Raw genomic sequence first — 13,925 nt, 5'->3', positions numbered from 1 at the left:
ATGGCTAATCACACCATCGCTTTTGAATTAGCCCTGATGATACGGGGCAGATAGTTCGCGCACACACTCTATAAATGCGCCTGCATTAGCAGGGTCCACCTCTGGGGTAATACCGTGACCAAGATTAAAAATATGTCCGGGTCCGCTACCAAATCGCGCCAGAATTGAGGCTACTTCTTGGCGAATTCGCGCAGGAGAGGCGCGCAGCATAGAGGGATCCATATTGCCCTGCAATGCAACACGATCACCAACCCGAGCTTTAGCAGCAGCAATATCCGTGGTCCAATCTAAGCCTAGGGCACTGGCACCCGTATCAGCCATCATCTCCAACCATTGACCACCATTTTTAGTAAAGAGGATTACCGGCACAACACGACCATCATTCTCTTTAATTAAGCCATCAACAATTCTCTGCATATAACGCAAACTAAACTCTTGGTATGCGTTATGACTTAGGGCGCCGCCCCAAGTATCGAAAATCTGAACCGCTTGTGCACCGGCACGAATCTGGTCATTCAAGTAGGCCGTCACGCTCTGGGCCAATTTATCTAGCAGTGCGTGCATTAATTCAGGCTGATCAAAGGCTAAGGCTTTGCTCCGGCCATGGTCCTTAGAGCCACCGCCTTCAACCATATACGTTGCCAGCGTCCACGGACTACCCGAAAAACCAATAAGTGGCACACTGCCGTTTAACTCACGTCGAATGGTTCTCACGGCGTCGCAAACGTAGGTTAGATCATTTTCGCCATCCACTATCGGCAAGGCATCGACGTCGGCCATAGTACGCACGGTTTTTCTGAAACGTGGACCTTCTCCCGTTTCAAAATACAGCCCTAGGCCCATGGCATCGGGAATGGTTAAAATATCAGAAAATAAAATTGCCGCATCAAGTGGATAACGAGCCAAAGGTTGCATTGTGACTTCGCAGGCGAGCTCTGGATTCTTGCAAAGCGACATAAAGTCGCCTGCGATCGCTCGGGTTGCACGGTACTCAGGAAGATAGCGCCCTGCTTGACGCATCATCCATACCGGGGTGTATTCAACCGGTTGACGCTGAAGTGCGCGAAGGAAAGTATCATTTTTTAATTCAGTCATTTTTCTCTCAACGCTTTTTCAAATAAGGAAAACACCACAGTAAAGACCTGATACGACACCTCGCACCCCGCTCTTATTGTGGTGTTTAACAATTACACTTTAAGGTAATCCAATATGCCTTCGCCTGCCTGGCGACCTTCCCAAACGGCGGTCACTACTAAGTCCGAACCGCGAACCATATCACCGCCGGCAAAGACCTTGGGGTTACTAGTCTGGAATTTATAATCTTGCTCTTCCGGTGCCACAATACCGCCCCAGTCGTTAATGTCGACGCTCGCCTCAGTCAGCCAAGACGGTGGGTTAGGCTGAAAGCCAAAGGCAACCAATACTATGTCCGCAGGAATCACTTCTTCACTACCCGGAACCGGCTCTGGACGGCGACGTCCATTTTCGTCTGGCTCGCCAAGCTTAGTCGTAACAACTTTAATACCTTCAACCTTGTCATCACCAACAATGGCGATTGGCTGGCGATTAAAGAAAAACTGAACACCTTCCTCGCCCGCGTTCTTCACTTCTTTACGCGACCCCGGCATGTTCTCTTCATCACGGCGATATGCGCACACCACGCTTTCTGCGCCCTGGCGAATAGAGGTACGGTTACAATCCATCGCGGTATCACCGCCACCCAACACCACTACACGCTTGCCTTTTACATCTATAAAGTCGGCGGCGTTGTCTTCCCAGCCCATATTCCGGTTTACATTTGAAACTAAGAACGGCAAGGCATCGTAAACACCGGGCAGATTTTCACCAGGAAAACCGCCTTTCATATATTTATAAGTACCCATGCCCAGGAACACCGCGTCGTACTCCTCGAGCAGTGACGCCATGCTAATGTCGACACCGACGTTAACGTTAACGCGAAACTCAACACCCATGTCTTCAAGTACTTTACGACGGCGCTGAACGACTGACTTCTCTAATTTGAACTCGGGTATACCAAAGGTCAGCAAGCCACCAATTTCTGGGTAACGATCAAAAACAATGGGCTTAACACCAGCGCGGACTAGAATGTCAGCACAACCGATACCTGCAGGACCAGCACCGATAACCGCAACTTTCTTGTCTGTCCAAACTCGCTTAGACATATCTGGACGCCAGCCCATAGCTAAGGCTGTGTCGGTGATATATTTCTCAGTAGAGCCTATGGTAACTGCGCCGAAGCCATCTTCTAAGGTACACGCTCCCTCACAAAGGCGATCCTGTGGGCACACTCGGCCACACACTTCGGGAAGACTATTAGTTTGATGACTCAGTTCTGCAGCCTCAAACAAATTGCCGTCGGCAACTAGTTTGAGCCAATTGGGAATGTAATTGTGCACCGGACATTTCCACTCGCAATATGGATTACCACAACCCAAACAGCGGTGAGACTGGTGTTTTACCTCTTCCTCTTTATACGGCTCATAAATTTCTACGAAGGACGTACGCCGCTCAACAATGTCTTTCTTGCCGGGGTCTTGACGACCCACATCGAGAAACTGGAATGAATTCTGTAAACGCTCTGCCATATTAAAATTACCTCATTGCTACTCGGCGGGCTTATTCCGGACGTCTTCTGGTGGAGTCAAGCAAACGGCTGAGGCTGGCCGCCTTCGGCTTGATCATCCAGAATTTACCAATGTAATCGTCAAAATTATCGAGAATATGCTGCCCCCAAGCCGAACCTGTTTCCGCAACATATTCAACGATATTGCCACGTAAGTTTGCTCGGTATGCTTCCATATACTCGGAGTTTATCCGACACATTTCGACTAGTTCGCTGTTATACATATCAACGAAACGATTTGCCTGATCCAGCACGTAAGCAAAGCCGCCGGTCATGCCTGCACCAAAATTGACCCCCGTCGGCCCCAAAACGGTGATAATGCCGCCCGTCATGTATTCGCAGCAATGATCGCCAGCGCCTTCAACAACAGCGTGTGCACCAGAATTACGAACCCCGAAACGCTCACCCGCAATACCTGCTGCAAAGAGCTTGCCGCCAGTAGCACCGTAGAGACAGGTATTACCAATAATCGTGGTGTCTTGGCTTTTAAACACGCTACCTTTTGGCGGATATATCACCAGCTTGCCACCCGCCATACCTTTGCCAACGTAATCGTTGGCGTCGCCTTCAAGGTACATATTCAAACCGCCAGCATTCCACACACCAAAGCTCTGGCCTGCGGTACCCTTCATACGCAGAGTAACCGGCGCATCTTCCATACCCAGATTGCCATGACGTTTGGCGATTTCTCCAGACAAACGGGCGCCAATCGACCGGTCACAGTTTGTTACGTTGAATTCCAGATCCACACCCGACATTGACTCAATGGCTGGTAGCGCTGCGGCAACCATGGCCTCGGCTTTCTCGCCTTTATCGAACGGTGCATTCAGGTCAACTTGGCAAAACTCTGGTTGATCCTTCGCCGCAGGATCTTTGAAAAGGATCGGCGACAAATCGAGTAAAGCTTGCTTCTCGGTCTCGCCCGCCTTCTGAGCGAGCAAGTCGGTACGGCCAATAAGCTCTTCCATGGTGCGTATACCAATACTGGCCATCCACTCACGGGTTTCCATGGCGATAAAGGTGAAGAAATTCATCACCATTTCAACCGTGCCGATAAAGTGCTCGTCCCGCAGACGCTCATCCTGAGTTGCCACTCCAGTGGCGCAGTTATTCAGGTGACATATCCGCAAATACTTACAGCCCAGCGCCACCATTGGGGTGGTACCAAAGCCGAAGCTTTCCGCACCCAGCATCGCTGCTTTAACAACATCTAAGCCGGTTTTTAAGCCACCGTCAGTCTGTACGCGCACTTTGCCGCGCAAGCCATTGCCACGCAGTGTCTGCTGCGCTTCAGAAAGACCCAGCTCCCACGGTGATCCCGCGTAGCGAATAGACGTAATCGGACTCGCCGCTGTACCACCGTCATAACCAGAAATAGTGATCAAGTCGGCATAAGCCTTGGCCACGCCCGCTGCGATGGTGCCAACACCGGGTTCAGATACCAGTTTTACTGATACCAGCGCCGAGGGATTAACCTGTTTGAGATCGAAAATCAGCTGAGCCAAATCTTCAATAGAATAAATATCGTGATGCGGTGGCGGCGAGATCAGAGTTACACCAGGCACTGAATAACGTAACCTGGCAATCAGGGCGTTAACTTTACCACCGGGCAACTGCCCACCTTCGCCGGGCTTAGCGCCCTGCGCCACTTTGATCTGCAATACTTCTGCATTCACTAAGTAATGCGGGGTAACACCAAAACGACCAGATGCTACCTGCTTAATTTTCGACACCCGCTCAGTCCCAAAGCGAGCAGGGTCTTCACCGCCCTCACCCGAGTTAGAGCGACCACCAAGACGGTTCATGGCGGTAGCCAATGCCTCGTGTGCCTCGGGGCTCAAGGCACCCAGCGACATGCCCGCAGAGTCAAAACGGCGGAATAAACTTTCGATCGGCTCAACTTCATCTAAGGGAATCGGTTTAACGTCATCTTTAAAGCCAAGTAAATCCCGAATAGTCGCAACCGGCCGGGTATTCACCAGATCGGCATATTTTTTCCAGTGGGCGTAATCACCACTTTTTACTGCTTGCTGCAGGGTGACGACCACATCGGGATTAAACGCGTGATACTCCTTACCGTGCACATATTTCAGCAAACCGCCTTGATCAAGCGGCTTACGCGGCAGCCATGCCATGGTTGCCAAGGCTTCTTGGTCACGCTGTAATTCTGCAAATCCGGCGCCGGCAATACGGCTAGCGACGCCCTTAAAGCAGGTATCAACAACGTCAGTCGCCAAGCCAATAGCTTCAAATAACTGCGCACCACGATACGATGCGATAGTCGATATGCCCATTTTGGACATGATCTTCAGCAGGCCTTTGTTAATGCCTTTAATATAATTGGTATGGGCAGTTTGCTCGTCACCCAAAATTTCGCCGCAGCTCAACATATCGCTGATGACCGCAAAAGCCATATACGGGTACACCGCAGTGGCGCCAAAACCAAATAAACACGCCATCTGATGCGAATCGCGGGCACTGCCGCTCTCAACCACAATATTTGCGCCGCAACGCAAACCTTGCTTAATCAGATGGTGATGAACCGCACCCGTTGCCAGCAAGCTATGCACCGCCAGCAGACCGGGCTCTACGGCGCGGTCACTCAGTAATAGAATGACCTTGCCATTGCGCAACGCTGTCTCAGCCGCCAACGTGACCTCCGCAACGGCTTCTTTCAGAGACGTCAGCGCCGGATCATAGGCCAGGTTAATACGGGCGAGCGGATAGCGCGGTGAATCTACGCTCATCAAACGGTCAAACTTGTCTGGAGACAACACCGGGCTGGTTAAAATAAGTCGGTCGGCGTGATCCGCAGTTTGCTCAAACACATTCTGCTCCGCGCCCAGCAAAGTCTCCAAACTCATCACGATAGTTTCGCGCAGCGGATCTATCGGTGGGTTGGTGACCTGCGCAAACTTCTGGCGGAAGTAGTCGTAAAGCGAACGCTTCTGGCGCGATAAGACCGCCATCGGCGTGTCGTCACCCATCGAGCCCACAGCTTCGTTGCCACTGTCTGCCAATGCGGACAGTACTTGCTCGCGCTCTTCAAAGCTAACTTGAAAATACTTCTGGAATGCAGCCAGGGTCTCACTTTCAGGTAGCGCAGGACGGTTGCCCTGGCCAAGCTGGTCCTGCAGACGGTTGCCATTCTCTCGCAACCACTTTTTGTAGGGATGAGCGGATTTAAGGCGATTATCCACTTCTTCAGTGTGCAGGACTTCGCCTTTTTCGGTATCCACCACTAAAATCTGGCCAGGCCCAACACGGCCTTTGGAAACCACATCTTCTGGCTGATAGCCATAGGTACCTATCTCTGAGGCAACCGTGATGAAACCATCTTTAGTAATGACCCAGCGTGAAGGGCGAAGACCGTTGCGGTCTAGGACACAAACCGCGTAACGACCGTCGGTTAGCACTAGACCGGCGGGGCCATCCCAAGGCTCCATATGCATGGAGTTATACTCGTAAAACGCCTTCAAATCAGCGTCCATATGCTCAATGTTTTGCCAAGCTGGCGGCACTAACATCCGCACGGCGCGGAATAAATCCATTCCGCCAGCAACAAGCAATTCAAGCATATTATCTAGACTTGAAGAGTCGGAGCCGGTGCGATTAACCAATGGCGCCAGTGCAGCGACGTCGGGAAGTAAAGGGCTAGTGAAATTACGGGTACGCGCCTCCGCCCAATTGCGGTTACCTTCAATGGTATTAATTTCGCCATTGTGGGCCAGCATCCGAAATGGCTGAGCCAGTGGCCAGCGCGGCATGGTATTAGTAGAAAATCGCTGATGGAATACACAAATTGCGGTTTCTAGCGCTGGGTTAGCAAGGTCCAGGTAGAAACGCGGTAAGTCCACCGGCATCACCAGGCCTTTATAGGCAATAACATCAGCCGATAAACTGGAAATATAAAAATCAGGATCATCGGTCAACGCGATTTCGGCCTCACGCCGAACAACAAATAGGCAGGTGCGTAGTTGTTGCGCATCCATACCGTCAACATTGATAAATACTTGCTCTATGCGCGGCAAACTTGAAAGCGCGATCTCGCCACACACTGTTTCGTCCACGGGGACTACTCGCCAACCAGCAGGTTGGAGGCCGTTTTTGACCAGCACGGCTTCAAAGCCAGCGCGAGCGGCGGCGGCCGTTTTTTCGTCCCGCCCGAGGAAAATCTGACCAACCCCGTATATTTCACTCAGCTCGCTACCGCATGACTCTTTCGCCATGGCGCGCAAGAAGCCGTCCGGTTTCTTAAGCAATAAGCCACAGCCGTCCCCTGTTTTACCGTCGGCAGCGATGCCGCCACGGTGCGTCATGCAGGTCAGCGATTCGATTGCGGTCTGCAACAATTTATGGCTCGGCTCGCCCTGCATATGGGCAATCAGGCCGAATCCACAGTTGTCGCGCACATCTTCAGGTCTGTACAGGCCTGTACTCATAAAACGACTCTCGCAAAATTACTAAGGAAAACAAAAAGATAGTCGAAAAGAATGTTTCGGGGATTTTACACATACCCGAAAAAAGGAGTGACATTCTACACGGATGCAGCAAAAGCAACAAACGCCGCCCCAATAACGCTCAATTTTTACACAATCCGCAAATAGCTATGGGCGAACACCCGCAGCGCGCAGCACGACAGCAATGGTCTCTTTCTTTGCCTCGCTGCTCACCACCGATTCTCCCAAGCCCTTTAACAGCACCAGACGTAATCGGCCATCCAAGACCTTTTTATCACGCCCCATTAGCTGCAAAAATTGATCCACATCCATGTTTTCTGGCGGCAAAATCGGTAAGCCGACGATTTTTAGCAGCTTTTCTCCGCGAACTAAGATATCGGAGCTCAACCAACCCAGCTCAACCGATAGTGCCATCGCCAGCACCATGCCCGCCGAAACTGCTTCACCATGTAGCCAGTTACCGTAGCCTTCAGCTGTTTCAATGGCGTGACCGAAGGTGTGACCAAGGTTCAAAATAGCACGGCGACCGCCTTCCCGCTCGTCCTCTGCGACCACGCCGGCTTTATTGACGCAAGACCGATAGACGGCCTCGGCAAGTAAATCGCTATCGCGGCTCATCAAGCCTGCAATGTTTTTTTCCAACCACTCAAAGAATGGCGCATCACAGATCAAGCCGTATTTAATGACTTCCGCCATACCCGCTGCAAACTCACGATCCGGCAGGGTGTCTAGCAAGCTCAAATCGGCGAGCACACAATTAGGCTGATGAAATGCACCAATCATATTTTTACCAAGCGGGTGATTAACCCCTGTTTTACCGCCGACGGAAGAATCGACCATCGACAATAAGGTGCTTGGAATTTGAATAAATTGCACGCCCCGCTGGTAGCACGCCGCAGCAAAACCACACATATCACCAACCACTCCGCCGCCCAGTGCGATCAGGGTTGTAGTCCGGTTATGGTTTTTCTCTAGCAAGGTGTCAAAAATTTGCTCAAGCGTCGCCAAGGTTTTGTATGCCTCGCCATCAGGCAGAACCACCTCACAAACCTCTTTGTCACCAAGCTGAGCTTTCAATTTCTCCAGATACAGCGGCGCGATAGTGTCGTTCGTTACAATACACACTTGTCGGCCGGCAATATATTTACACCACAGATCGGCCTTGCCGAGAAGATCACGCGCTATAAAAATGGGATAGCTACGCTCTCCCAAATCGAGTTCGAGGTTTTTCATCAAAGATGTATCCGGGAAAAGATTAATATATTGACCAAGGTGGCCAGTATATCAATATTGCGCGCTCAGGTCGTCAGCGCCGAGCTGAGAACATAGTTCCTGTACGACAGATTTGGGCGTTCGGTTGTCGGTCAGCACCGTATAATCTGCTATTTCCTCATATAATGGCTCGCGCAAAGCCATTAAATTACGCAGTGTTGCACCGGGGTCGCCGGTCTGTAGCAAAGGCCGCTTGCGATCACGCGCAGTCCGCCTAATTTGCTCATCAACAGACGTTTTTAGGTAGATGACCGTGCCTTTAGCGACCATAAGCTTTCGGCTATCACTACGCAAAACCGCACCACCACCAGTTGAAATAACAACCTGAGTGGCATCACTTAACTCAGCTAACATGGATTCTTCACGGTCGCGAAAACCCTCTTCGCCTTCCATATCAAAAATCCACGGAATATCGACGCCACTGCGCTCTTCGATCTCACGATCAACATCGCTAAAATCAAAACGCAGGGTATCGGCGAGCAAACGGCCTATTGTACTTTTTCCAGCACCCATAGGGCCGACCAAAAATACCGCTCCAGACTTCATCATCACAACATTAATCTACCAAACTGTCGGCCAGAATACGCGGAGTAATAAATATCAGCGTTTCCTGTTTTTCACGCGACACCGTCGTACTCTTAAATAAACGCCCTATAAACGGAATATCACCGAGGAAGGGGACTTTGGTCTCAGATGAGATATCCAACTGGTCATATACACCACCTAATACAACGGTCTCACCGTTGCTGACCAAGACCCGAGTTTTAAGCTCGGTGGTGTCGATAGTCGGTACTTGCCCACCCAAACCAGTGGCTATAACTAAGGAGCCAATCGTATCCTGGTTAATCGTTAAGTCCATGATAATACGATCGTCGGGGGTAATAATAGGCGTGACGTCCAGTTTTAGAACAGCCTCTTTAAAGGCGATCGTCGTCTCGCCATTAGCAGAAGACTCTGGATACGGAATCTCAGTACCTGATTTGATAATGGCTGGCTCTTTATCGCCGGTCACAACCCGCGGCTGCGATACAATCTCACCGCGACCTTTAGACTCTAGCGCAGATAACTCTAAGTTTAAAAGGACATCCGAGCTAATGAAGCCAAGCGCAAACGAACCCGCAGCACCCGATACGCCCAAATCAGTCACTAAACCTGGTACTGCGGTATATGTCGGCGAACCCGCAGCCAAAGCGCTTAAGAAATTATTCTGAGTGGCTTGATCGCTAGCGATATCACCGTTTGCAGAATAGACTTTGTCGCCATCAGCTTTAACATAAGCACCACCCCACTTCACACCGAGCGAACGGTCAAAGTCAGAGCTGGCGCGCACAATTCTCGCCTCTATTTGAACCTGGCGGACCGGCACATCAATTAACGCGATCAAGCGACGAAACTCTTCTAACCGCTCGGCGGTTTCGGTGATCAATAAAGAATTTGTGCGCTCATCGACGATAACCTTGCCTCGGGGCGACAAAATACTACCGGTCGAGTTTTCGTCTTCTTCACCATTTCGGTTTCTACTTGGCCTAAACAGCTTAAATAATTCTGCTGCGTCAGCATAGCGAACGCGAATAAACTCACTTTGCAGCGGCGCAAGCTCTTCCACCTGTCTCTGAGCTTCAATTTCCTGACGCTCGCGCTCCGCTATTTCGGCGGCAGGCGCCACCATTAATACATTGCCAACTTGACGCTTATCCAAGCCCTTGGTTTTTAATACCAGCTCCAAAGCCTGATCCCAGGGTACATTTTGCAAACGCAGGGTGATATTGCCCTTCACCGTGTCGCTGGCAACTAAGTTTAATTCGGTAAAATCAGCTATAAGTTGGAGTACCGAGCGAACTTCAATATCCTGAAAATTCAAAGACAGTTTTTCACCAACAAAGGCAAACTCACGACGACGATCTTCCAACTCTCTTTTCGTTAGCGGCTTAACACTAACAACATACTCAGTATCAGTCTGATAGGCTAAATAGTCGTACTCACCGCTGGCTTCCAAAGCCAATTTGGCGCCCTTGTCACCCATACGCGCATCAATACTTTTCACCGGCGTCGCAAAATCGCCAACATCAAAACGACGCTGCAAATTCTGCGGCAAGCTAACACCACCAAAATCAACTTTGATTTTTGCCCCTTCAACAAACACATTTACATTCGCATTGGCATTTGCGAGCTGAACGACTAAACGCCCCTCGCCATTTTCACCCCGACGAAAATCCAAATCTGTAATACTGTTCACGGCGCTTACTGCCGGCGCAGTGGAGGTTAAAGGTTTGTTATACTTCTCTTTAAGATAAGCTTGGCTGCCGCCACTCCCTACCTCAACAATTAATACATTCCCTTCTTGGCGCGTTTGATATGACGCCAGTTTGATCAAATTTAGCACCACGCGCGTGCGATCACGACCTTCTAAGACTACGGCGCTGCTGGCATTATCATAGGCCAGAGGAAATTTTTTCTGCTTGAGCATATTACCCACACCCACTAAATCTAGGGCAATCCGGGCGGGCTTTTCAATCGTGTAGCCTTTCACCTCAGGCGCTGGGCCATCGAACGTTAATCGAGCCTCAAAACTGCCACCTTGCAGCGAATTAAACTGCACATCTTTTAAATTAGCGGCCATGGCAGTCACTGATGCCAAGAGCAAACATATTCCGGTAAGGAGTTGTCGTCCCAGACCGCTTTGACGGCAAGGACTTTCGCACTGTATTTGCACTCGGGTATTCATGTACTTCTCCGCCTTTATATTTCTTACTTACGGACTCTCAATTCAAGGGAGCGAGGTCTCTCAACCCAACCATCCCCGCCGGTAGAAACAATTTCCACCACTGTCAGGTAATTTTCAGCAACGCCAATGATTTTTCCGAAATTACGGCCAAGATAGTTATTCTTCCGCACTCGGTGAACGCCACCATCGGGATCTTTTACTAAGGCCCACAATAGACCATCTAAGCGCACGGTTCCGACCACGGTTATAGAGTCCAGCGAGAACTGCTCTAGGAACTCTTTCTCGCGCTTTAAATCAGGCTTGATATTGCCACCCGACTCCAGTCGAGCGATCTCTTTCACATCTACCGGCCGATTGAACGGTGCCCGCAAACCGGAGGCCGTATAGCTAAAGGCGCGATAGGCTTTTAAAGCAGGGATCGGTGCAATTTGTCCAGATGGCGACGCACGCTTCTCGGCAACAAAAGCATCTAAATCGGCATATTGATTACCGCCACTACAGGCAACAAGTAACAATGCAGTCATAACGACTAAGGCCAAACGAGAGTTCATCATTAGCTGCCTCCCCCCTGATCTTTATATCGATAGGTCTTGGCCGTTATCGACATAGTTTGTCGACTTAACTTGTTATCAGAATTAATCGTGTAATTATGCAGCGTAACTATTCGTGGCAAGCCGGCAATTCCACTCACAAACGCGGCAAGATCGTGGTAACTACCACTAACTCTAATCGCAATCGGCAATTCCACATAAAACTCTTTCACACGCTCCGACTGCAGCTGGATACTACTTATGTCCAAACCGTTAGACACCGCTTTCTCAGTCATGTCCTCGAGCAGGCCTGGCACTTCAGTGTCGGCGGGAAGCTGACTTAAAAGAATACCAAAGGACTCCTCCATTTCGGCCATTTGCTTCTTCAGAGGTATGAGTTTAGCGGCTTTAAACGCTTTTTTCTCAAAGTCACCTTTAAGCTTCAGCTCTTTGGCCTCAGCACTGTCTAGCTTTAGACGCAAATCTGCGATGACATAAAAATACCCACCAACGATACATAAAATGAAGACACCGACCCAGGCGCCGACCCGGATTAACTGCGGCCAAGCACCAATATTATCGACATTGAGTTCGCTAAGGTCGAAGCTCTTTAGCTCGTCTACCAGCTCTTGCCACGCTGCCACGGCCATCGTCTCCTATTTCTCGTCATCAGGCGCAGGCGCACTGATTTTGTAGGACAGTTTAAAACTGCTCGCCTGCTCGCCATAAGCTGATGCGGCACTTACCGCCGTCAGATTTGGATCAGCAAACCACGGTGAAGCATCTAACTTACGCATCAAGCTGGACACGCGGTTATTCGACTCTGCAATCCCCTGAACATCAATACGTCCGCCCCGGCGACTTACCGAGGTATAAAACAGGCCGTCGGGTAAGGTTCTTACCATCTCGTCAAAGACACGAACAATTAATGGTCGGGTACCCTGGAGATCTTGAATAATGGTCATTCGATCTAGTAACTGCTGGCGACGCGCTTCAAGATTTTTAATTTCCGCCACTTCTTTGTTTATTTTCTTAATTTGCCCGTTTAAATAGGCGTTTCGACCGTTTTGATGACTGATGGCACTGTTAACGACCGACATAGCCAGCACCACCAACAATACGGCCAACAATGCGGACCCGCCTAAGACTACCAAAAACTGAGTCTTAATCAGCTGGCGGCGCTCTTCACGCCAAGGCAATAGGTTAATAGTTGCCATTAATCAAAACTCCTAAGCGCCAAGCCACAGGCAATTAACATCGCCGGTGCATCGCTAGTCAGCTTCATCGCGTCCACCCCCGGTGCGACAGACATGGAGGCAAATGGATTCGCTATAACCGTGCTAACCTCGACACGCTCTTCCACCAATTCTGCTAGCCCCTGCATTGCGGCCACACCGCCGGCGAGTAAAATAATATCGACACTGCTATATTGACTAGCTGAATAAAAAAACTGCAGCGAGCGTGAAACCTGTTGAATAACTGCCTCTCGGAAAGGCGCTAAAACTTCGCTATCGTAGTCATCGGACAGTCCGCCCTGCTTTTTAGCTAAACCGGCTTCTTCCACCGTTAATCCGTAGCGACGCTGGATCTCTTCTGTTAACTGGCGGCCACCAAACATTTGATCGCGGGTATATATTGTTTCGCCTGCCACAATGACCGTGAGCGAGGTCATACTGGCACCCACATCCACTATGGCAACTACAGTGTTTTCGTCTGCGCCAATCTGCTGCGAAATCAAGTCATAACTGCGCTCTATCGCATAGGCTTCTACATCGACGACTTTGGGCTCAATCCCCGCAATGTCTAAGGCTTCAACGCGGGTGTCGACATTGTCGCGCCGACAAGCAACCAACATCACTTCGACTTCTTCTGGGTTGTCTTCAAGCTCACCTAGTACTTCGAAGTCGAGCGCGACCTCATCCAAGGGATATGGAATATATTGATCGGCCTCTAAGGAGATCTGTGTTTCCAGCGCGTTTTCATGCATGCCCGCAGGCATGTGAAGAATCTTAGTAATAACGGCGGAGCCGGGCACTGCCACGGCAGCCCGCTTCAATTTCGACTTTGAGCGCGCGTGAACTGCTCTCACAATTTCACCGACCGCCTCAACCTCGGCAATATTTTTTTCCACCACAGATTGCGCTGGCAGAGACATAACCGCGTAACTTTCTACACGATATTTCTCGCCATTACGGCTTAATTCCAGCAATTTTACGGCACTGGAACTAATGTCTATACCTAGCAAACTGCGGGAACCGCGACCGCCAAACAAGCCATCTAGCACTGTAATTTTC

10 protein-coding genes are annotated in these 13,925 nt (G+C 50.2%); all 10 read right to left on the bottom strand.

The window, feature by feature from the left end; translation table 11 throughout:
• Positions 1 to 27: 27 nt before the first annotated feature.
• Positions 28 to 1,095: a uroporphyrinogen decarboxylase gene (hemE, locus tag AB4875_RS05200; RefSeq protein ID WP_368374991.1), complete on the bottom strand. Its 1,068-nt coding sequence runs from the start codon at positions 1,093 to 1,095 to the stop codon at positions 28 to 30.
• A gap of 92 nt (positions 1,096 to 1,187) precedes the next feature.
• Entirely contained in the window at positions 1,188 to 2,606 is a 1,419-nt protein-coding gene (locus AB4875_RS05195; RefSeq protein ID WP_368374990.1) for an FAD-dependent oxidoreductase, read from the bottom strand.
• A 31-nt stretch (positions 2,607 to 2,637) separates the two neighbouring features.
• Entirely contained in the window at positions 2,638 to 7,086 is a 4,449-nt protein-coding gene (gltB, locus tag AB4875_RS05190) for a glutamate synthase large subunit (protein WP_368374989.1), read from the bottom strand.
• A gap of 165 nt (positions 7,087 to 7,251) precedes the next feature.
• Positions 7,252 to 8,337 (bottom strand): 3-dehydroquinate synthase, encoded by a 1,086-nt coding sequence (gene aroB / locus AB4875_RS05185; protein WP_368374988.1) that lies wholly within the window; start codon positions 8,335 to 8,337, stop codon positions 7,252 to 7,254.
• Between the two features lie 51 nt (positions 8,338 to 8,388).
• On the bottom strand, positions 8,389 to 8,925 hold the full coding sequence (gene aroK, locus AB4875_RS05180) for a shikimate kinase AroK (RefSeq protein ID WP_368374987.1): 537 nt from the start codon (positions 8,923 to 8,925) through the stop codon (positions 8,389 to 8,391).
• A gap of 7 nt (positions 8,926 to 8,932) precedes the next feature.
• Positions 8,933 to 11,101 (bottom strand): type IV pilus secretin PilQ, encoded by a 2,169-nt coding sequence (locus tag AB4875_RS05175; protein ID WP_368374986.1) that lies wholly within the window; start codon positions 11,099 to 11,101, stop codon positions 8,933 to 8,935.
• A gap of 23 nt (positions 11,102 to 11,124) precedes the next feature.
• On the bottom strand, positions 11,125 to 11,655 hold the full coding sequence (locus tag AB4875_RS05170) for a pilus assembly protein PilP (RefSeq protein ID WP_368374985.1): 531 nt from the start codon (positions 11,653 to 11,655) through the stop codon (positions 11,125 to 11,127).
• Positions 11,655 to 12,281 (bottom strand): type IV pilus inner membrane component PilO, encoded by a 627-nt coding sequence (locus AB4875_RS05165; RefSeq protein WP_368374984.1) that lies wholly within the window; start codon positions 12,279 to 12,281, stop codon positions 11,655 to 11,657. Before AB4875_RS05165 ends, AB4875_RS05170 begins: the two co-directional genes overlap by 1 nt.
• Positions 12,282 to 12,287: 6 nt before the next feature.
• Positions 12,288 to 12,848, bottom strand: a complete 561-nt coding sequence (locus tag AB4875_RS05160) for a PilN domain-containing protein (RefSeq protein WP_368374983.1) — start codon at positions 12,846 to 12,848, stop codon at positions 12,288 to 12,290.
• Positions 12,848 to 13,915: a pilus assembly protein PilM gene (locus tag AB4875_RS05155; protein WP_368374982.1), complete on the bottom strand. Its 1,068-nt coding sequence runs from the start codon at positions 13,913 to 13,915 to the stop codon at positions 12,848 to 12,850. The genes AB4875_RS05160 and AB4875_RS05155 overlap by 1 nt, the downstream gene beginning before the upstream one ends.
• Positions 13,916 to 13,925: the final 10 nt, after the last annotated feature.

It is taken from the genome of Zhongshania sp. R06B22 (assembly GCF_040892595.1).
Taxonomy (GTDB): Bacteria; Pseudomonadota; Gammaproteobacteria; order Pseudomonadales; family Spongiibacteraceae; genus Spongiibacter; species Spongiibacter arctica.
The sequence above is the reverse complement of the archived record's forward strand: the minus strand, read 5'-3'. Positions and strand labels throughout refer to the sequence as shown.